The organism is Spirosoma flavum (genome assembly GCF_042686045.1).
In the GTDB taxonomy this organism is placed as follows: Bacteria; Bacteroidota; Bacteroidia; order Cytophagales; family Spirosomataceae; genus Spirosoma; species Spirosoma flavum.
Genome location: NZ_JBHUOM010000048.1, coordinates 335533 through 357037, shown reverse-complemented (window position 1 = coordinate 357037; position 21505 = coordinate 335533). Strand labels below are relative to the sequence as shown.

At 46.5% G+C, this 21505-nt stretch carries 19 protein-coding genes; 15 read left to right on the top strand and 4 right to left on the bottom strand.

Features of this window, described 5'->3' with window-relative positions; genetic code table 11:
* The first annotated feature begins 179 nt into the window (after positions 1 to 179).
* The 7 genes from ACFS25_RS30615 to ACFS25_RS30585 all read left to right on the top strand — a co-directional run bounded on the left by ACFS25_RS30615 (position 180) and on the right by ACFS25_RS30585 (position 9241).
* Entirely contained in the window at positions 180 to 3362 is a 3183-nt protein-coding gene (locus tag ACFS25_RS30615) for an efflux RND transporter permease subunit (RefSeq protein ID WP_381508836.1), read from the top strand.
* Positions 3362 to 3658 (top strand): DUF952 domain-containing protein, encoded by a 297-nt coding sequence (locus ACFS25_RS30610; RefSeq protein WP_381508835.1) that lies wholly within the window; start codon positions 3362 to 3364, stop codon positions 3656 to 3658. Before ACFS25_RS30615 ends, ACFS25_RS30610 begins: the two co-directional genes overlap by 1 nt.
* 96 nt (positions 3659 to 3754) lie before the next feature.
* A complete protein-coding gene (locus ACFS25_RS30605; RefSeq protein ID WP_381508834.1) occupies positions 3755 to 4855 on the top strand; it encodes an efflux RND transporter periplasmic adaptor subunit in 1101 nt (366 codons plus the stop codon).
* A complete protein-coding gene (locus ACFS25_RS30600) occupies positions 4852 to 6336 on the top strand; it encodes an efflux transporter outer membrane subunit (RefSeq protein ID WP_381508832.1) in 1485 nt (494 codons plus the stop codon). The genes ACFS25_RS30605 and ACFS25_RS30600 overlap by 4 nt, the downstream gene beginning before the upstream one ends.
* Before the next feature lie 115 nt (positions 6337 to 6451).
* Positions 6452 to 7522, top strand: coding sequence for a mannose-1-phosphate guanylyltransferase (locus tag ACFS25_RS30595; protein ID WP_381508831.1), 1071 nt, complete (start codon positions 6452 to 6454; stop codon positions 7520 to 7522).
* 173 nt (positions 7523 to 7695) lie between these two features.
* Positions 7696 to 8262 (top strand): hypothetical protein, encoded by a 567-nt coding sequence (locus tag ACFS25_RS30590; RefSeq protein ID WP_381508829.1) that lies wholly within the window; start codon positions 7696 to 7698, stop codon positions 8260 to 8262.
* Between the two features lie 67 nt (positions 8263 to 8329).
* Positions 8330 to 9241 (top strand): serine hydrolase, encoded by a 912-nt coding sequence (locus ACFS25_RS30585; RefSeq protein WP_381508827.1) that lies wholly within the window; start codon positions 8330 to 8332, stop codon positions 9239 to 9241.
* Positions 9242 to 9389: 148 nt separating this feature from the next.
* Here ACFS25_RS30585 and thiL read toward each other — a convergent pair whose 3' ends face one another.
* Both thiL and ACFS25_RS30575 read right to left on the bottom strand, forming a co-directional pair.
* The gene (gene thiL / locus ACFS25_RS30580) at positions 9390 to 10418 is read right to left on the bottom strand and encodes a thiamine-phosphate kinase (RefSeq protein WP_381508825.1); all 1029 of its coding nucleotides are present in this window, start codon (positions 10416 to 10418) and stop codon (positions 9390 to 9392) included.
* Positions 10419 to 10576: 158 nt separating this feature from the next.
* Positions 10577 to 11023: a hypothetical protein gene (locus tag ACFS25_RS30575; RefSeq protein WP_381508823.1), complete on the bottom strand. Its 447-nt coding sequence runs from the start codon at positions 11021 to 11023 to the stop codon at positions 10577 to 10579.
* A 108-nt stretch (positions 11024 to 11131) separates the two neighbouring features.
* Here ACFS25_RS30575 and ACFS25_RS30570 point away from each other — a divergent pair, with 108 nt between their 5' ends.
* The 3 genes from ACFS25_RS30570 to ACFS25_RS30560 all read left to right on the top strand — a co-directional run bounded on the left by ACFS25_RS30570 (position 11132) and on the right by ACFS25_RS30560 (position 13461).
* Positions 11132 to 11380, top strand: coding sequence for a cytochrome b5 domain-containing protein (locus ACFS25_RS30570; protein WP_381508821.1), 249 nt, complete (start codon positions 11132 to 11134; stop codon positions 11378 to 11380).
* Positions 11381 to 11411: 31 nt separating this feature from the next.
* Positions 11412 to 12257: an N-acetylglucosamine kinase gene (locus ACFS25_RS30565; RefSeq protein ID WP_381508819.1), complete on the top strand. Its 846-nt coding sequence runs from the start codon at positions 11412 to 11414 to the stop codon at positions 12255 to 12257.
* Positions 12258 to 12390: 133 nt separating this feature from the next.
* The gene (locus tag ACFS25_RS30560; RefSeq protein ID WP_381508817.1) at positions 12391 to 13461 is read left to right on the top strand and encodes a 2Fe-2S iron-sulfur cluster-binding protein; all 1071 of its coding nucleotides are present in this window, start codon (positions 12391 to 12393) and stop codon (positions 13459 to 13461) included.
* An 86-nt stretch (positions 13462 to 13547) separates the two neighbouring features.
* On the opposite strand, the gene ACFS25_RS30555 is transcribed toward ACFS25_RS30560, so the two are convergent.
* A complete protein-coding gene (locus ACFS25_RS30555) occupies positions 13548 to 15632 on the bottom strand; it encodes a M56 family metallopeptidase (protein WP_381508815.1) in 2085 nt (694 codons plus the stop codon).
* The gene (locus ACFS25_RS30550) at positions 15619 to 15996 is read right to left on the bottom strand and encodes a BlaI/MecI/CopY family transcriptional regulator (RefSeq protein ID WP_381508814.1); all 378 of its coding nucleotides are present in this window, start codon (positions 15994 to 15996) and stop codon (positions 15619 to 15621) included. Before ACFS25_RS30550 ends, ACFS25_RS30555 begins: the two co-directional genes overlap by 14 nt.
* A gap of 146 nt (positions 15997 to 16142) precedes the next feature.
* On the opposite strand from ACFS25_RS30550, the gene ACFS25_RS30545 reads away from it, so the two are divergent.
* The 5 genes from ACFS25_RS30545 (at position 16143) to ACFS25_RS30525 (ending at position 21469) form a co-directional block, all read left to right on the top strand.
* Positions 16143 to 17885, top strand: a complete 1743-nt coding sequence (locus ACFS25_RS30545; RefSeq protein WP_381508813.1) for a M3 family oligoendopeptidase — start codon at positions 16143 to 16145, stop codon at positions 17883 to 17885.
* A 74-nt stretch (positions 17886 to 17959) separates the two neighbouring features.
* Positions 17960 to 18238, top strand: a complete 279-nt coding sequence (locus ACFS25_RS30540; protein ID WP_381508811.1) for a hypothetical protein — start codon at positions 17960 to 17962, stop codon at positions 18236 to 18238.
* Positions 18239 to 18447: 209 nt separating this feature from the next.
* Complete coding sequence (locus tag ACFS25_RS30535) at positions 18448 to 19521, top strand: NAD-dependent epimerase/dehydratase family protein (protein ID WP_381508809.1); 1074 nt, start codon at positions 18448 to 18450, stop codon at positions 19519 to 19521.
* A 60-nt stretch (positions 19522 to 19581) separates the two neighbouring features.
* Positions 19582 to 20529 carry a glycoside hydrolase family protein gene (locus ACFS25_RS30530; protein ID WP_381508808.1) on the top strand — a complete coding sequence of 316 codons (948 nt, stop codon included), beginning with the start codon at positions 19582 to 19584 and terminating at the stop codon, positions 20527 to 20529.
* A 115-nt stretch (positions 20530 to 20644) separates the two neighbouring features.
* Positions 20645 to 21469: a hypothetical protein gene (locus tag ACFS25_RS30525; RefSeq protein ID WP_381508806.1), complete on the top strand. Its 825-nt coding sequence runs from the start codon at positions 20645 to 20647 to the stop codon at positions 21467 to 21469.
* Positions 21470 to 21505 lie beyond the last annotated feature (36 nt).

The following is a 21505-nucleotide window of genomic DNA, read 5'->3' as shown; positions in this document are numbered from 1 at the left end:
CAATTTTAGGGTTGTGGTTTTCTTGAATAATGCAACTAAATTGCCTGATAGTAAGTTAAAAACGAAACGAGTTCACTCCTGGATTCTTGGTTTTATGCAATTGTACTCATGCTTTTCTAAGTAATTAAGTAGTATTACATGCACAATATTCGTCATTTCTCCGTTTTTGCCATCTCCTCATGTGGATTGTCCGCCTAGCATTAGAAAAAAAATACACCATCGCTGTGATGGCGCTGCTTATCATGATTATGGGTGGGCTGGCCGTTACGCAAATGCCAACCGACATTTTTCCGCGTATCAATATTCCGGTTGTTTCCGTGATTTGGGGCTACAGTGGCCTTTCGACCAATGAGATGGAGAAAATGATTACCAACTTCTCCGAAACATCACTTATCAATAACGTTAGCGATATTCAGCGGCTTGAGTCACAGACGTATAATGGTACAGCCGTTCTAAAGATTTTCTTCCAGCCAAGCGTTAAAATTGAAGAAGCGCTTGCCCAGGTGACCGCTATTTCGCAGACTATTCTGCTGCGAATGCCCCCTGGTACGCAGCCGCCCCTAATTGTTCGGTACAACGCCACCGACGTGCCGGTTTTACAACTGGGTCTTTCGTCTGATAGCCTGACCGAATCACAGATTACAGATTACTCACAAACGCGTGTTCGCCCGCAGATTTCGACTGTGCCCGGTAGTCGGCTTTCGCAGGCATTTGGTGGTAAAACCCGACAAATTGCGGTGGACTTGGAGCCAGATCAATTGATCGCGTATAATGTTACACCCGAAGAAGTAACGAATGCGGTATCTGCTCAGAATCTAACCTTACCGGGCGGTTCATTGCGATTAGCTGAGCGAGAATATAACGTTCGGCTGAACTCGAAGCCCGACGTAATTACAACGCTGAATGACATACCCATAAAGACCTCTGGTGGCACGACGGTTCACATGCGCGACGTAGCGAATGTACATGACGGTGCTGCTGTTCAGGCCAATATCGTTAAACAGGATGGTAGTAAGGGCGTGTTGATGCGGATTGTTAAAACGGGAAATGCATCGACAACTGAGATTGTAGACAAGATCAGGAATCAAATTTTGCCGGTTATACAGGCTGCCGCACCCTCAAATCTGCGTATTGAAGCCTTATTTGACCAATCGGTGTTTGTGCGGGCGTCAATTAAAGGTGTGTTGGTCGAAGGTATGATTGCCGCTTTGCTCACTGCGGGATTGATTCTGCTGTTTTTGGGAAGCTGGCGTAGTACACTCATTGTGGCTATCTCAATTCCATTGTCGATTCTGTCATCGCTGATCGTATTATACTTATTGGGCGAAACACTCAATATCCAAACGCTTGGCGGTCTAGCTTTAGCCATCGGTATTCTAGTTGATGATGCGACCGTAACCATCGAAAATATTCACCGAAACGAAGAATTAGGTATGCCGTTACGGCAAGCTATTCTGGAAGGAGCGCAGCAAATTGCTACCCCAACCCTCGTGTCAACACTGACAATATGTATCGTGTTTACGTCGGTGTTGTTCCTCGAAGGTCCGGCGCGGTTCCTGTTTGGACCTCTGGCCGAAGCGGTTGTGTTTGCTATGCTGGCCTCCTATATCCTCTCCCGGACGCTGGTTCCAGCTCTGGCTGATTTAATGTTGAAAAGCGAAAAACATCACGGCTTAGATGCAACAAAACGACCGAATGCGTTTGCCCGGTTTTATAATCGTTTTAATACTGGTTTCGACCGTTTTCAGGCTCGTTACATTCGTGCCTTGGAATGGGTACTGGCTAACCGTCGGACGGTGCTGGCTGTATTTCTAGTTGTCGTCGTTTTCACAGGGGTGTTGATACCCTTTGTGGGCCGTGATTTTTTTCCACAAGTTGATGGTGGACAAATCAAACTGCATTTACGTGCTCCGGCTGGAACAAGACTGGAATCTACAGAGCAGATTGCGGCTAAAACCACTGAGATTGTCCGCGAAATTATTCCCGAAGATGAAGTGAGCTCGGTAATCAGCAATATCGGCCTGACCTCAGAGCGATACAATTTCTTTTTTTCGGATAACTCAACGGCCAGTTCGGCAGATGCTGAATTATTGATCTCGCTTGGCGAAGAACGGTCGCATCCAACCATCGATTACGTGCGCGAACTGCGGGCGCGATTGCGGGAAGAAATGCCCGAGGTTACGTATTTCTTTTTGCCCGCCGATATTGTCAGCCAGATTCTAAACTTTGGATTGACTGCTGCTATCGATGTGCAAGTGTCGGGCTTTGACCGAGCTAACAACCTGAAAGTTGCCCGTGAACTAGAGGGGAAAATAGCGCAGATTCCGGGCACTGTCGATGTGCATCTACATCAGGTTCTGGACGCCCCCGAACTATTCTTAAATGTTGATCGCGAACGCGCTAGCCAGTTTGGCTTAACCGAACAACGGGTGGCCACAAATTTAAATATTTCACTTAGTGGCACGGGGCAAACCCGGCCTAACTTTTGGCCAGACCCAGTTACCGGTTTTCCATACACAATTGCTGTACAAACGCCACCCTATAAGCTAGAAACATACGACAAGTTGCTTCAAACTCCCATTTCGTCTGCTCAGGCAGATGGGCGGTCCTCTCTACAGTTGCTCAGCAATGTAATGACCATGAAGCGCACAACCGCTCCTGTTATCATCAATCGAGTTAATACGCAGCCAACTTACGATGTATATGCGTCGGTTGAGAAAACGGATTTAGGTTCGGTTGCTAAGGCGCTGGAAAAGCTTACTACCAACTATAAAACACAGCTTAAGCCGGGTAACACGGTGTCGATTCGGGGGCAGGTCGAAAGTATGGAAAGCGCCTTTAACCGCCTGGGAATAGGGATTGTGTTTGCGGCATTGCTGGTTTATTTGCTCATGGTGGTCAACTTTCAGTCGTTCCGTTATCCATTTATTATTATCACCGCGTTGCCGGGGGCGTTGTGCGGTATGGTCTGGATGTTGTTTCTAACGGGTACAACCTTCAGTATTCCATCGCTTATGGGAGCCATTATGAGTGTGGGCGTGGCAACGGCAAACAGTATTTTATTGGTTAGTTTTGCTAAAGATCATCTGCCTGAAGTAGGTGGTGATGCGAATGAAGCGGCTCTTGAAGCTGGCCGAACGCGTCTTCGTCCTATTTTAATGACAGCTATTGCTATGATTATTGGCATGTTGCCGATGTCGTTGGGACTGGGTGAAGGGGGTGAACAAAATGCTCCGTTAGGCCGGGCGGTTATTGGCGGCTTGCTGTTAGCTACGTTCACCACATTGTTGTTTGTTCCCGTCGTCTTTAGCTATCTGGTTAAGAAAACGAACGCCACTAGTCAACCGCCAACCGTTGTCTAATGAACTTGATTTATCACATCGTTCCAGCCGACAGTTGGGCAAAGCAGGCAAATTTGTCAATCTATGAAGCGCCTAGTTTACAGACCGAAGGATTCATTCATTTGTCTCAAAAAGAACAGGTTACGGGAACGTTAAGCCGCTATTATCAAAACGTACCTGATTTGTTATTACTGCACATTGATGCCGATAAATTGACCCACAAGCTGAAATACGAGATTGCTACCAACAATGAATTATTTCCACATCTGTATGGCCCGCTTAATAAAGACGCTGTGGTTCATGTAGAGGTACTATAAACACCAAGTGAGCTATAGAACAAGTAGCTAGTATGTTATGAATAGAACCTCTTGGCCTCTGTTTAGAACCTGAAAGTATATTACCAATAATAAATCATGAAAGCACTCCGCATACTCATTCCTTTATTGCTGCTTATCGCGGTGTTCGTCTTTTTTGGGATATTGCCCCGCATCCGCAATACCCAGGAATTGAACGCGGCTGTCACGGAAGAGAAAAGCCGTGACCCAATCGTGAACGCCGTGCCGCTAAAGCATTCGTCAGATACGACGGGCCTGACTTTACCCGGCCAAATTCAGCCGTATCGGCAGACGCCACTCTACGCCCGGACGCAGGGTTTCCTACGGCGGTGGTATGTTGATATTGGAGCGCAGGTAACGCAAGGTCAACTTTTAGCCACGATTGATGCACCCGAACTGGACCAGGATATTGCGCGCGCTAAAGCCGATCAGCAACTGGCCCAAACCAACCTCGACCGCTTACAGAGTGTTCAACTGCCTGGTGCAATTGCCAAACAGGATATAGATACTCGTCAGTCGGCGGTAACGGTCGCACGGGCTGGTTTGGGACGGTTGGAAGCGCTGAAAAACTTACAGCAAGTTCGGGCTCCCTTTAGTGGAATTATTACCAGTCGGACAGCCGAAAACGGAACGCTTGTGTCTCCAGGCACAGGATTGCCACTATTTACTCTTTCAGAAATAGGCTCGCTGCGTGTATTTGTCGATGTACCACAGACTTACTTTCGGTATATAAAGATCGGTCAGCCTGCTACAGTTACGATACCTGAATTGAAAAACCAGTCATTTATGGGTAAAGTTGTACACACATCGGGTGCCTTGCGAAGTGATTCCCGAACATTGCTGGCCGAAGTGGTAATCCCAAATCCAAAACAGGGACTACCATCAGGCTTATACAGTCAGGTTAAATTCAATATGATTGCCGCTAAAGGGCCTGTACTAATTCCGGCTAATGCGTTGCAGATAACAGCCGAGGGGCCACGTGTAGTAGTTGTTGATCCAGACCAACATGTGCATTTTATTCCCATTACACTTGGTCGGGATTATGGAACAACGCTTGAAGCGATGAGTGGCTTGACCGGTCAGGAACTTGTTGTAACGAATCCAAATGACCGCCTGCGCGACGGTCAAAAAGTAAGATTTCGGAAAGTCGTAGCCGAAAAAACCATAGTCCAGCGATGAAGAAGTTTTTTAGCAATATTTTCGTTCTAAGTATTTTCGTAATTCAGGTAAAGGCACAAACGACCCCTCTGAGTGCGCCTAGCGGATCGGTCACGATTCAGCCTAGCAATGGACCGGCCAATACACCGGGTACGATTCAATCACAATCTCCTGCCACAACGGGTAATGCCATACCGTCGGCGACAACAACGGCCAGTGATTTAAGCCCGACGCTGACGGTCAGTGGTTTTAGCCGTTTCAGTGATCCAATGCTTGAATCGTTGATTCAGTTAGGACTGGATAATAGTCCTAATATTCGGGGAGCATTAAGTCGATTGGAAGAGTCACGGATTCGAGTGCGGGTTGCGCAATCATTTTTGTCGCCTTCTCTACGGAGTTCGGCCCTGATTACGACCCAAAGCCTGTCTGAACGTCGCCCACTCACCGTAGCGAATCAGGCCGATTTACTACCACGTTTTCAGTTAAATACATTCCAGCTATTGCCTGTTGATGCCAGCTACGAACTGGATTTGTTCAAACGTATTCGGAGCGGTATTGCCGTTGCTAATTTGCAGGCACAGGCCAGCAATGCCGACTATCTGGCGTTTCGACTTTCGCTGGCGTCTGATATTGCCCGTACGTATATGCTTATTCGGGGTAACGATGCTGAGCAGGCCGTTTTTCGACGCAATATCCAGTCAAGAGACACAACGTTATCAATTCTCCGCGAACGCTTTCGTGTAGGTCTGATCAATCAAATTGATGTGCAACGAGCCGAAACCGACTATGCGGGTTTGCAGGTTACACTCAAAGGACTGGAACGAGCTCGTGTCGAACTCGTCAACGGATTGGCACAACTCTGCGCGCAGGACCCGAATGGGTTTTCGGTACCCTCTGGCGCGTTGCCTCTAACCATTCCAACATATCCTTATACCAGTGTTACCGCCGAGCAACTGCAACGCCGACCTGATTTAGTTCAGTTTATTCGACAGAACCAAATTGCTGCTGCACAGGTAATACTTCAACAAGTCAGTACCCAGCCACGGGTAACGCTGGTGGGGTCTGGTGGGATTTTGTCGGGTAGGATTGGCCCTTGGTTCACGCCTAGTAGTGCAACTTACCTTGTTGGTGTCAATGCCTCGGTTCCAATTTACGAAGGTCATCGGGCTCGCCAGAATATTGCGCTCTCAAAACAGCAGGCTCAAAGCAATCAGCAAGTTTATTTACAAGCACTCCAACTGGCTCAGCGAGACGCTGAGACAGCTTTAGACAACCTAACACTGTTGCGTCAGCAGATTGATTTGCAGAGACAAACGCTCACATTAGCCCGTCGAACCGAACAGTATAACCGAGAACTTTACGTTCGTGGTTTAGCCACATATCTGGAAGTTCTTGACGCACAGCGTACTATTCTTACTACTGAACAGCAACTGGTACAGTTGCGAAGCCAGGAAATTCAATACGCTGTAGCCTTGTTACGAGCCATTGGAGGAGATTTTTAGGCTAGCAACTTTTGCTATTTCTTCATTTTATGTATCCGCTAAATCGTAAAACAAGACACATATTTCATAAATTGGTCAGATAGTAACAACTTTGTCGCAAAATACTTCGGTGCCAATGAATCATACATATGTTATAATTATGGCAGGGGGCGTCGGAACGCGGTTCTGGCCTTTCAGTCGCACGAGTTACCCTAAGCAATTTCACGATGTACTCGGCACTGGCCGAACGTTACTTCAACAGACTGCTGACCGCTTTGACGGTGTTTGTCCACCCGAAAATATTTTTATTGTTACCAGCTCACTTTACAAAGATCTTTGCCAGCAGCAGCTTCCGCAACTAACTGATGATCAGGTTCTGTGCGAGCCAATCGCTCGAAACACAGCACCCTGTATCGCTTATGCTTGCTATAAAATTGCTAAGCATGACCCGGAGGCCAATATTATAGTTGCCCCAGCTGATCACATTATTATAAAAGAAGAGGAGTTCAAACGCACGATTCAGAAAGCGCTTGAGGAGACAAAAGAGAAGAATATCCTGGTAACACTGGGTATTCAGCCTAGCCGTCCCGATACAGGTTATGGGTATATTCAGTACATTCCCGAATCTGGTGAGACGATTAAAAAAGTAAAGACTTTTACCGAAAAACCTCATCTTGAACTAGCCCAACAATTTTTAGATAGTGGAGAGTTTGTCTGGAACGCAGGTATTTTTGTCTGGAATGTCAACTCTATTATAAAGTCATTTGAAACCTACTTGCCTGAAATAGCTGAGATTTTCGAGGAAGGCAATGGCTCGTATTACACCGAACACGAAAAATCCTTTATATCGAAAGCCTACTCGCTTACCAAAAGCGTTTCTATTGACAATGGTATAATGGAGAAAGCGAGTAACGTATATGTCGTATTGAGCGATTTCGGCTGGTCGGATTTGGGCACGTGGAAGTCACTCTATGAAGTATCAGACAAGAACGACGACCTTAATGTGATCGACGGACATATCTTGCTGTATGATACCAAAAACTGTATCATCAAAACGCCGAAAGACCGTTTAGTGGTAGTTAACGGGCTAGATGGCTATATTGTGGCTGAGTACGATAATGTGTTAATGATTTGTCGGAAAGAAGAAGAGCAAAAAGTGAAGAATTTTGTCGCTGACGCCCGAGAACGGGGTGCCGAGTTTGTTTAAGTCAATTTATGTATAGGTTTATATCTGGTCATTACGCTCCGGCGTCCCGGTTAATTATATAAAACCGGGACGCTGAACTTTTCAGTCTGGCCGTAGGGGAGTTACTAACCAAAAATATACGTAGCAATGGTGAGAGCACTCTGTTCGTTAGTCTTACGAACTGCTGATTAACTGTGAAAAAAGCTTTCTACATCAGTCTGACACTGCTTCTGGCGAGCCTTCTCATCAAATGCAAAGACACAAATAATGGGTTCTCACCTGGCCCTGGTGACCCGCGTATAACGGGTACGTGGCAGCTTGTAGAGCGTTATTTTTCTAAGGATTCAGCAAATTCGGTTCTAACTGTCAACCTCGTCACCCGTCAGGACTCAATTTTAGTCACCGTTGGCAATCAGGTTGTGAAGCGAGATACGCTTATTACAACGTATGATACTATATATGTCCGACGCGACACCTCATTTTATACGACGAAACGCTATGCCTCTATCCCTCCGCAAACACTTACGTTCGATGCAGATGGTAAGTTGACTGCCAGTGGTAGCGAAATGACCTATTACAACCCGATTAAGTACTTTCTGGTTGACAAGACCTATCCTGATAGTCTATTTATTGATTTTTTTATAAGTACCAATCGAGCTAATGTTCCCGTCCAACAAGGACTGGAGTTTCGGCTTGATACGTTAATGTTGGAGCCCCGTTGCGACCAGAAGTGTTATTCAAAGTTTGTTCGGGTGCGCTAATTCATTCTGATACCTGCTTTTCAATAAACAGAAATCCGAGTTAGTTGACGAAATAAATACATATATAATGGGTCTGAAAAACAGTAAGCTGGCTACGGCCATGATGATTTTATGCGTCTTGGCTTTAGGGCCGTCGGCCATGGCCCAATCTAAGCTAACCCTGGAACAGCTAAGGCAAAAGGTCGAAGGTGAATTTAGTAAACAGACCGGCGTCTTTGCCGTTGCCTTTAAGGATTTAGCTACGGGTAAGGAACTCTTGATTCAAGAACGGGAGGTATTTCATGCGGCCAGTACGATGAAAACGCCCGTTATGATTGAAGTGTATAAGCAGGTCGCTCAACATAAAATCGCGTTTACGGATTCCATGATCATAAAAACAGAGTTTAAAAGCCTTGCCGACGGTAGTGCCTATACTCTGCGTGCTATAGAAGATAGCGACACAAATATTTACAAAGAGGTTGGCACGAAGCGAACACTGGCGTCTTTAGTTTACGATATGATTATCGTGAGCAGCAACTTAGCCACGAATCTGGTGATCGAGCGGGTAGGTGCTCAGAATGTGACGCAAACGATGCGCGATCTGGGTGCGAAAGACATTCAGGTTCGGCGGGGGGTAGAAGATAATAAGGCTTTTGCCCAAGGAATTAACAATACAACGACGGCCTACGATCTGATGCTGATTTTCGATAAGATTGCCAAAGGAAAAGTAGTAAGCCCCGAAGCCTCAAAAGCCATGATTGCTACGTTGCTGGATCAGAAATTTAATAGCGCCATTCCCGCAAAACTACCAAAAGAAGTAAAAGTGGCGCACAAAACAGGCTCCCTAGCTGGTGTCCGGCACGATTCAGGTATTATTTTTCTACCCGACGGACGGAAATATGTACTAGTGCTTTTGTCGAAGGATATCAAAGATGACACAATGGTTTCTGGTGCTATGGCAACAGTATCGGAGTGGGTTTATAAATACGAAATGCAGTAATATTACGGTGAGACTAAATGTAGAGATTCCTACATCTTATGGCTAAGGGATTATCGAAACGTTGAAAAAAAGGGTTACTTTTTCCATTGTTATGAGTATACCGCAACGGAAAAAGTAACCCTTTTGGAGCAATCAAATTAACATAAATTTATTCCTCCATACCACTCCACCCTTGGGCGCGAATAGGCGTCTGCTGTCCGGCTTTGGTGGATAATACAATCTGCGCGGGATTGGCGGTGAGGTAGCCAACGGCTGTAATACGGGCATTATTGGCTAATTTCTCGAACTCTTGCGGGCGAACGGTGAACAAAAGTTCATAATCTTCGCCCCCGTTTAGGGCCGCCGTTATAGGACTAATGTTAAACTCACTAGCCGCTAAATGGGTCTGGTCATCAATAGGTAGATTTTCGTCGAAAATAACCGCGCCCGTACCAGATTGGTGGCAGAGATGAAGCAATTCAGAGGCCAACCCGTCCGAAATGTCGATCATCGCTGTCGGACGCACGCCTAGGTCGCGTAATTCATGAACAATGTCGGTTCGGGCGTCGGGCCGGAGTTGACGTTGTACCAGATAAGTCCGTTCTTCGGCCAGATTAGGCTGCATATTTGGATCTGCCAGAAATACTTGTTTCTCGCGTTCCAGCAACTGTAAACCAAGGTAAGCCGCGCCTAAATCGCCCGTAACACAAACAACATCATTGGGTTGAGCGGTGTTTCGATAGGTAATCAGATCTTTTGGGACTTTGCCCAGCACCGATACCGAAATAATCAGCCCCGAGCGCGACGCCGTTGTGTCACCCCCCACCAGATCGACATTGTAAGCTGCGCAGGCCGCTCGAATACCTTCGTATAATTCATCGACGGCTTCAACGGGAAACCGACTGCTTAACCCGATGCTAACAGTCAGCTGTAGCGGTAAACCGTTCATAGCGGCAATGTCAGAAACGCCGAAGGTTACGGCTTTGTAGCCAAGGTGTTTTAGAGGGACATACGTTAAATCGAAATGAATGCCCTCTATAAGCATATCCGTAGAGAGCAGGCCATAATCATCGCCCCAATCGAATACAGCAGCATCATCGCCAATGCCAAGTACGGTTTCAGCGTGAGTTGGTGCGGCTGTCGCTTGCCGAATGCGCTCAATTAGGCCAATTTCGCCGATAGTATTAAGGTCAGTCATAATAATGAAGAATGTACCGCATCAGTGGGCCTAATGAACACGACTTGTTATCGTGCCTGTATAGGGCTGTCTATGCGGTTAACTAGTCAGTGGTCATAAAAAAGCCGCTCCGATTGATATACGGAACGGCTTTTAGTATGAATTGGTTTACTGAGATCTTATGGATTGGTCAGCGAATAATCATTCGTTGTATTACCCGTTTTTTGGCTGGCCGAGGTACGCGTAAGGCTCAATGTGTTGTCATCTATTGAATTAATTGTGAACTCTATCGTACCATTCGCGCCAGTTGGCGAGGGAGTCAGGTCAGTCAAAACAAGACGAGTATCAGATGGAACAGAATACTTACCAACAAATGTATTACCGTCAAATTCAGTGTATTGAACAGTCGGCGCTTTACTGAGGTCAAGTTTAAACGTGACGTAGTTGCGAACATTAGCTGTTCCACCTTTCGTGTAGACAGTTACTTTATTTTCATCCACTTTGCTGGCCGTCCAGACTTTGGCGATACGCTCCGAAACGGGAGCTACCTTACTGCCACTACAACCCATCAGGGCAGCAAAAAGAATTACAAGCGAAAGAAAAGCGGTAAAAGGAGTCTTTCTCATGGTTAATCAAATGCAATAGAATCAGAAGTGGCTAAGTTACGTTATTTTTGTTGTCACTCGCAAAATTGATGCTCAATAATTCTTTTCGATTGACTTACCGGATGACTAATGCCAACCAATGAAACCCGACTGCCTTCGTACACCCGTTCTCAATTGGCGTTGCGTAACGGACAGGACCGTGACGAAATCTGGTGCGCTTATGCCGGACAGATTTATGATCTATCGGCTTCGCGGCTTTGGCGAAACGGCAAGCATTATGAACATTGGGCCGGTCAAGATCTAACCGCCGAACTGATCGATGCACCCCATGCCGACAGCGTTTTTAAGCGATTTTCGGTGATAGGAACGTTGATCTAATTACTCAGGTGCCAGATTAAATCTGAAATTCATGTTTCTCATTGCTGATAGTGGCTCTACAAAAACCGACTGGCGACTTGTTGTATCCGATAGTCAGGTTCTTGCTATTCAAACGGATGGCGTCAATCCGTATTATCAAACCACCCAACAAATAGTGAATACGTTACAGACGCAACTAGTACCGTATTTACACAAGGCGGCTGTAACGAACGTATTTTTTTACGGAACCGGCTGCACAGGTCCAACCGTAAATCATCTCGTGGCTGATGCTTTGTATATTGTATTGCCAGACTTGCAAACTGTTGACGTAAACAGCGATATGTTAGGTGCCGCGAGAGCAGCCGTGGGCCATGAGTCGGGGATTGTTTGTATTCTCGGAACGGGGGCAAATGCCTGCTGTTATAGCAACAACCACCTTATTCGAGGTATTCAATCATTGGGGTTCTGGCTTGGCGATGAAGGCAGCGGAGGTTACTTGGGTAAAACGCTGGTCCGCGACTTTTTTCAGGAACGGCTACCCAATGACCTGCGCGACGCCTTTCAGATTCGTTATGCGCTGGATCGCCCGACACTGCTGGAAAACGCGTATCAGAAGCCATTTCCTAATCGTTATTTTGCTTCGTTTACGCCGTTTCTATCTGAAAACATCACACATCCACATGTTGTTGAGTTGGTGGTAACGGCGTTTGACTCATTCCTGACTACTTATGTGAAACGCTTTCCTGAAGCTGACCAATGGCCGGTTCATTTTGTGGGGTCAATTGCCTATTATTTTGCCCAACCTCTGCGTCAGGCTGTACAACGGGTTGGTTTGACAATGGGCCAAATTCTAAAGGCCCCTGCCGAGCGGTTGGTTGATTTTCATAAAGATGAATGAGTTCCGGGTGTTCGCCTTACCTTTGCAAAACGTTATGTAAAAGCAGATAAAAAATAGAAAATATTAAGGGTTATCATAATTATCTCCTTGTTTCTCATTTACTCTGCGTCGAAAAAAGTCAATCTGAATAGTAATGGCAAATCGTTATTTTTTGAAAGTAAAAGACGTCGTTCGTGAAACGAACGACGCTGTGACAATAAGTTTCTGGCATCCAATCAGCGAAGAAATTCGCTATCAACCTGGGCAATTTTTAACATTCTTACTCAATATCAACGGCCAAAAAGTACGCCGGGCTTACTCGATGGCCTCATCGCCCCATGTCGATGTGTCGTTATCAGTGTCGGTAAAGCGTGTACCGGGTGGGCTTGCTTCCAATTATCTCTATGAGCGGATCAAGTCTGGCGACATCCTCGAAACGCTGGAGCCAATGGGTACGTTTGTGCCAAAACTCGACCCACAGAGCCGCCGTACTATTGTGCTAATTGGTGCAGGTAGTGGCATTACACCCCTGTTTTCGATGGCTAAGTCGGCCCTGCACGTTGAACCAAACAGCCACATCTGGCTTATCTACGGAAACCGTAATCAGGACTCTATTATTTATAAAGCCCATTTAGATGCGATGGAGCAAGCCTATGGCCGTTCGCGTTTTCAGGTAACTCATATCTTGAGTCAACCCTCCTTTGGCTGGACGGGTGCCGAAGGTCGTTTGAATCAGCATATGTTAACAAAACTTTTTGATCAGCTACCAAAAGCCGACTTACAGAACGCAAGTTTTTATCTCTGTGGTCCCGATGGCATGACAGCCGAAGCCCGTTCAGCTTTGTCGCTGGTTGGGGTTTCGAGTGAGCGCGTGCATAAGGAAAGTTACGCTACCGCACCCGTTGCGGCTGGCGATGTAGTAGAGGAGCCGCTCACGGCATCAGACAGTAGCTCGCCAGAAGTAACGGTACTGTATGAAGGGAGTGAATACAAATTTGCCGTGGCTCCGCATCAGACTATTCTGGAAGCGGCTTTAGACTTAGATATTGACTTGCCTTATTCGTGTCAGGCGGGAATGTGTACGGCTTGCATGGGCAAATGTATTTCTGGAAAAGTAAAACTGGACGAAGAAGATGGTCTGTCAGAATCTGAATTGAAAGCGGGTTATGTTCTCACCTGCGTCGCTCACCCAGTTGGGCGCGATGTGGTAATTGAAATAGACTAATGTAATACCAAACGTCCCGTCCGGGTGTAGGAGAGTACGTGTAGTTTGACGCTCTCACCCATACGGGACGTTTGGTATTATAATTCTTATTCTGGTTTCGGTGCCATTGCTGGCTTAGGCACTGGGGTAGGGATGGTTTTGGGGCGTGAGGCCCTGGGTGCCATTAGCGGTGTATGCGGACGCGCTGGCATAGCAGGCACATCTAAATGGTTGAGCTTAGGGGCGCTTGGAAATCCCACAGTACTGGGAACTGAGAATGCCTGCCAGTTAGAATAACTTTTTTGAAGTTGCGCTTCTGTTTCACGGAGTGGCTTGGCTACTTTTTCTAGTTCAGACTGCATATTAATAAGCTGGTGGTTCAGCGCGTCAATCGCAGTTTCTGTTTTTTGAATGGTTAATTCTCCTGCTTCTATCTGCTTCGTTAGCGCCACGCGGCTGGAGTCAGTACGGGCAAAGCCACTTTTCTGAATGGTTTGCTGTTGCGTAGTGGTTTCAAAAAATCTCCTTTGCTCCAATACGGACTTCTGACGTTCGAGTTGCTCAATCTTCCGTTCAACGGCCTCGACAGCAAATTGCTGCGATTGGGCCTGTGCCTTAAGTAGAGCTATTTTCCCTTTATTAAGCTCGCGCAGATCAAGCAGGCTGTCCTGACGACGGATAACGTCTCCCATATCTGGTTGGACAGTTGAATCGGTATCGAACTGAGGAGTTTGTATTGAAGCAAACGCATTCCGAATAATGCTATCATAATTAACTTTAACTAATCCTTCTACCGTACCATCCGGACTAAGAGGAATGTTTTTTAGGGACGACGCCACGATGTTATCATAGTCAATGTGAGATAAACCATTGGTAAGTGCGCCCATTCCCTCATTAAACGAATTGTTTTTCTCAATAATGGTCAATAGAATATCCCGGTCAGCCTGCGGAACGTTGTCGAGCGAGAGTTGCCCAGCCATTACCTGATTAAGCTGACGCTGCAACTTAGCTACGCGGGTAGCGGGTAATTTTTGTCCCTTCCAGATGATATAGCTGACTTTTTGGTTGTTTACCATCCCATATTCCGAGTTGCTGTCGATTTTATGGGTACGGGTTGACTTTGGGTGTGGTTGACTAATCCGAGGTTTGGGCGTATCCTGCTTTTGTACAGCATATACGGACATGCTCATCAGTAGTATCGTAGCCAGCGTCAATCCTGCCAAACTACCATTTGAAACAAAAGGTCGGGTTGGAACACCTAACATTCTCCGAACCCGATGCAATAGATGTTGTCGTTTAGATGCGAAGGCCATGGCCAGCGCAGGGGCTGAATCTTCCTGTATCAGTCGTAACTCTTCTACCCGGGCCAGTGCTTGCGCCAGAATGCGTCCGTCGCCCCCACAAGCTTGCACGGCAAGGTCGTCGCAGCAATGTTCGCGTTCTTCACGTACTCGTGCCGAGAGCCACCACAAAGCCGGATGGAAGAAATATAGCACTTCTACCACCGATTGCAGTAGATTGACTGCGTAATCATGGCGTTTGATATGAGCTAATTCATGCGCTAAAACGGCTTCTATCTCGCGTGTTGTTAAGTTCGTAATTAAACCTATCGGAAGAAGTAGAACGGGTTTTAGTACACCCACTACCATTGGGACCGCAATACGGGCTGACTCCCGTACCTGAACTACGCTCCGAATAGCCAGCACCAATCGAAGGCGATCCGTAAGTTGCATCCAGCTGGTAGCAGCGGGTTTCGTGGCTGTTTTTGTTAGGCGTTGTAAATAAATCCAGCCGCCTGCCAGTCGCAGTCCAAACAGCGCTACACCAATTAAGTAAATCAATACAAACTGGCTTAGGTGGTTTTCCAAAAACTGTTGCATCTGTTGATGCCAGGGTAGCGTTCGAACCACGGTCTGCCAGCGAATCGGCAACGTTTGTACAGCAAGTGACTTTGCGCCAGTGGTGTTAATCAGGGGTTTATAGTACCATAAGAACGTTGCAGCAGAAACTAGCAACTGGGTGAGCAGCGTTAGCGTACCTACCCGGTAACGCAGCGAACTTGACCGGCTACGTAAAGCGTGTAGCACCACAGCTATCGGTAGCACAAGCGCGAACCCCTGCCAAACGGCGTGGAGCAATGTCCAGCCCAGTGCATTGGCAACCGGGCTATTGAGAAAATCAATTAGATTCATCGGATGAATTGATTTGATTTAATAAGTTTTTGATTTCGTTTAACTCTTCGCGCGATGCTTTGTGCTGACCCAACACCTGCATTACTAATTTCGAGGCCGAACCCCGAAAAGCCGTTTCGACAAAGCGGTCAACCAAGTTTCGTTGGGTAGCTTCTTCACTAACAAGTGCCGTGTAGGTGTGCGAGCGAGCATCTTCCTCGCGGGACACAAACCCTTTTTCGTGCATAATCTGCATTAACTTTAGTGCCGTTGTATAGCCAATATCGCGGCTTTGGCTCAACTTCTCATGCACTTGCCGTACCGTACTGGGGCCGTTGGACCAGAGTACATGCAGGATTTCCAGTTCGGAGTCGGTTGGCTTCATAATCTATCTACGAATAGTTTCGTAGCAAACATATACGAACGATTTCGTAGATGCAAATTTGTGAACAAAAAAGTTTTAGAATTGCTTAATAGAACACAGGCTTTAGTCTGTACTCTGAAAAAAACAGACTTTAGTCTGTGTTACTTATGACTGAAAATACAACCTTGAATCTTCCTGCCCGGCCAACCCGCTCATTTATTGGTGAGACAATTGAATTGAACAGTTGGGACGACCTAAAGCCGTTTTATGAGGAATTGCTGGACCGTTCCATTGACAATGCCGATGAACTCAAACAATGGTTGATTGATCGGAGCGAGCTGGAGTCTTACTTGTCCGAAAATTTTGCGTGGCGCTATATTCGCATGACCTGCGACACGGCTAATGAAGAACTGGTGAGTCAACTAAATTTCTTCATTGCGGAGATTCAACCGCCCATGACCGCCTACGGTAACGAACTGGATTTAATAGCCGTTAATAGCCCATTTCTGAGTCAGTTAACCGACGATGGGTACGATATAATGGTGCGGGGCATGAAAAAAGCCATCGAAATTTTCAGAGACGAAAATATTCCGCTTCAAACCGAACTTCAGACCGAGGAACGCAAGTATGGGGCTATCGTCGGAGCGATGACTGTGCAAATTGATGGTCGCGAAATGACCTTGCCCGAAGCCAGCGACCGACTCCAATCGACAGACCGGGCTGTGCGTGAAGAGGCTTGGCGCAAAATCTGGGAACGGCGTTACACAGACCATGAAACCCTTGATAAACTGTTCGACCGATTACGCAATTTACGGCATCAAATTGCGGTTAATGCAGGCTTTGCCAACTTCAGGGATTATTCATTTGCTGCCCTGGGCCGCTTCGACTATACACCAGAAGATTGTTTCAATTTTCATGAATCGGTAGCTGAGGCTGTCGTGCCGCTCGTCAATAAACTCGCTGAAGAGCGCAAACAGAAGTTAGTGGTTGAGCCATTACGCCCCTGGGATGCAAAAGTCGATGTGGAAGGACGTCCACCATTGAAACCCTTCTCGACAGGCAGTGAACTTCTGGAAAAGACGATTACTTGCTTCGACCGGCTTGATCGGGAATTGGGCGACGACCTGCGCATAATGCGGGCAATGGGCCACCTCGATCTGGAGTCTCGCAAGGGTAAAGCACCGGGGGGCTATAATTATCCGCTCGAAGAAATTGGGGTACCGTTTATATTTATGAACGCTACGTCAAGTCTACGCGATCTGGTTACGATGGTACACGAAGGTGGTCATGCTGTGCATTCATTTTTGACGCGTGATTTGTCGCTAAAGGCTTTCCGCAACCCGCCGATGGAAGTAGCTGAACTAGCGTCGATGAGCATGGAATTGCTGTCGATGGACCACTGGGATGTGTTTTTTGACAATCCAGATGAATTGCGTCGGGCTAAACTTCAGCACCTGGAATCCATTATCGAAACGCTTCCCTGGGTAGCCACCATTGACAAATTTCAGCACTGGATTTATGAGAATCCAACGCATACGGACGCTGATCGACGTGAGAATTGGCTTCGGATTTACAATCAGTTTGCTGATACGGTTACTAACTGGGACGGATTTGCCTTCTACCAGGAGTATTTGTGGCAACGGCAGTTACACCTTTATGAAGTACCGTTCTATTATATTGAGTACGGTATTGCTCAGTTGGGCGCTATTGGTGTCTGGCGTAACTACCGGCGCGACCCGGAAGCAGGCTTAGCTGGTTATAAAAAGGCCTTGAGTCTAGGCTATAAAGCCCCGATTCGTGAAATTTATGCCGCTGCCAATGTTCCTTTTGACTTTTCTCACGATCATATTCGCGAGTTAATGGGCTTTGTTTGGGAGGAGATTGAGAAATTGAAGAATATTGCCTTATAAGAAGTGGGCCTTCCTGTTTGGAAACCTACTGGGTCTAACCTATTTTTGCCGAATCAATTCGTAATCAAGTGGCTATGAAACGCGTACTAAGCATAGGTTTGTTGGCTGTAGCGGTGTTATCGCTGGCGTCCTGCGACTATCAGAAATATAACTCAATCCGCCAGAATGACTACCGGGTCGACGACTACCGGGCAGACTACCGGGCGGGCGATCCAGAAGTGTATGGATCTGGCAGAGACTCGGCGGCTGTACAAACGAAATACAAATACACCCCGAATCCAGATTTGGACACACGGACTCAAAAAATCCGCGAAAAATTATTTGGTGCTGGTACATCCGGGCAGGGGGCGTAAAATTAATTGATGTAAATAACGACAGCGATGGATTGGCGTATAGACGCTGATTCATCGCTTTTATTTTGCCTGACCGCTTACTAGGAATCATCGTTTGTTTGTAGAATAGAGAACTTTAAATTCTAAATTTTTGTGTTACTTTGCTCATTAAACTTATTTAAAAATAGTACTATTCGGATAAAAAAACTGCACTAGACGTTGTAGACGATATGAAAATTGCATTAATTACGGGTTCTGCTGGCTTGATAGGTAGTGAAGCTGTTGCCTTCTTTGCTGACAAATTTGATCTGGTTGTCGGCATAGACAACAACATGCGGCAGTACTTCTTCGGAGCCGATGGTTCGACTGAATGGAACCGAAATCGCCTATCGGAAGCCTATACTAATTATCAGCATCGGCCAGCCGATATTCGGGAAGTAGCGCAATTGGAAACAATTTTTGGAGAATTTGGCTCCGATATCAAACTGGTGCTACATACAGCTGCTCAACCGAGCCATGACTGGGCTGCCCGCGAGCCGTTCACCGATTTTGGTGTTAATGCGGTTGGTACACTCAACATGCTGGAAATGACCCGCCTGCATTGCCCCAAGGCCGTATTCATTTTCACCTCAACCAACAAGGTGTATGGCGACAATCCTAATTTTCTGCCGCTTATAGAAACCGAAACGCGTTGGGAAATCGACGAGAACCATCCCTATTTTAAGAATGGTATCGACGAGCACATGAGTATCGATCATACCAAGCACTCGGTTTTTGGCGCTTCGAAAGTAGCGGCTGATATTATGGTGCAGGAGTACGGTCGCTACTTTGGCATGAATACGGGCGTGTTTCGGGGTGGTTGCCTAACGGGTCCAAATCACTCGGGCGCACAATTGCACGGATTTCTATCGTACTTGATGAAATGTGCTATTACAGGCAATCAGTACACTATTTTCGGTTATAAAGGCAAGCAAGTACGCGACAATATTCATAGCTGGGATTTGGTGAATATGTTCTGGCATTTCTACCAAAACCCCCGACCGGGCGAAGTATATAATGCGGGCGGTGGCCGTTATGCTAACTGCTCAATGCTCGAAGCAATGGCTCTCTGTGAGACCATTTCGGGTAATAAAATGAACTACCAATATTCGGAAACGAACCGTAGTGGCGACCATATTTGGTATATTTCTGATCTGACCAAATTCAAACAGCATTACCCTGGCTGGGACTGGACATTTGATCTCAAAGAAACGATGTCACAGATTCATACGAGTATGGTTGCCCGGTTGTCTCCAACCATTTAATGTCTATCTGCTGTGGGTATATCCACGGCAGATTAATATAGAGTATAAGACCTGAACTTAATGACCTGGCAAAAAAAAGGACTGATTTATAAACCCGATGGTTCACAACCGTTTAGCCGCACGCATGCGCAAGTTCCGTTTGGCTATCCTATGAATGATAAATTGCGGGTCTATTTTTCTACCCGTGATGAAAACGTTGCTTCGGCTGTTTCGTTCGTTGAGTTGAATCCTAATAATCTTTCGGAAGTAACTTATGTTCACGACAAGCCCTGTCTGAGCAAAGGTGAAGTTGGAACGTTCGATGAAACAGGAACTATGCCCTCCTGGTTTTTACCTGTAGGTGACGAGATCTGGTTATACTATACGGGTTGGAACAAAAGCGAAACAGCTAGCTATCGGCTGGCGATCGGTTTAGCGATCAGTCGTGATGGTGGATTAACCTTTGAGCGTAAGTACACAGGGCCATTAATGGACCGGTCTATATACGATCAAGTCTGGGTGGCGCAACCGTGTGTTATGCGGGAGGAGCAGGCAGATGGATCTATCCGGTGGCGAATGTGGTATTTGTCCTGTACCAAAATTGAGGTTATCAATGGCCACCCGGAGCCTTTTTACGACGTTAAGTATGCCGAATCGAAAGATGGTATTAGCTGGGAACGTACGGGCCATGTTTGCGTAGGCTACGACCAATTTACGGATGCAATTGGCCGACCAACAGTTTATAAAGAAGGGGATTTGTACAAAATGTATTTTTCCTTCCGTAACGCAACGAACTACCGCACCGACGTTCAGCGCAGTTACCGGATCGGGTATGCTGAGTCGAAAGACGGCATCGATTGGGAGCGGAAAGACGAATTAGCGGGTATTGAACGATCGGCGGATGGCTGGGATTCAATGATGATGGATTATTGCCATATTTTCCAAAATCAGGATCAGTGGATTATGTTTTATAACGGAAACGGCTTTGGCGCATCGGGTTTTGGCTACGCAAGTCAGCCCATCGACTGATTAAAATCACCCCCTGGAGATTTGTATTTTCTTCAGATACCCGCCTACTTTGTAACACAATTTAAAACAAGTAAGAACGGCAGCGAAAGGATCGCTCATTTACAAGTTTTCTATTATGAAAGAAGTTGCAAAATACCTGATAAAAGTTGAGGCTGAATTTAAGAACGGGCAAATCGTTCCTGAGATTCCTTACGAAGAAGTGATGCGCCTGGTTAATGAACCAAATATCGTCATCATTAAAACGGGCCTTCCGGAAGCTACTCTTCGCAGCGTTATCGACGCGACCCATACTTGGGCGGAGTCGACTCCGCTGGCCGAAGGTCCCGATCCATTCGACAATAACCAACATAAGCAGCGATTGCATATTGCTAAGATTCAGCAGGCACCGCAGTTATTTCACGACCATACGTTCGATGCTCTTTTGGATCTCGACGAGTCGATGAAGCAAACCTTGTTGGGCGTTTTCACACCAATGCGTCAATTCTGGAATAATCTGACCGGTAATAATGAAGAATATGGTATCCGTAAAGGGCAGCCTTATTTCCATCCGCAGGTTACGCATTACCCATTGGGAGGAAGTTTTTTTGGTCGGCACTGGCACCCGCTTAATCCGCAGAAAGTAGGCACGATTCTGGCTTTAAATCAATACGGGAAAGATTACAGTTCGGGCGGTACGGGCTACGTCATTAACGACCATATTGTTGAAACAGAAGGTTTCCAGGATATGGGTGACCTGATCCTGTTCCGGTATGATTTGCCGCACTGGGTTAGTCCATCAAGTTTTGCAGACCGTTTTAGTTGGGATGATCCTGCCGGACGTTGGGTGGCAATTCTGCCATTTTATGATCCTTGGGCAAAACCAGCCGACAAGGACGAACCTCAGGGTTGGAAAGCTCAAATTCAAGCGCCTAAAAACGCCACACCTGAGGTTGTTGTTTAGGCTTTAGTTTACGGTTTTACGGTTAAGTACAGCACT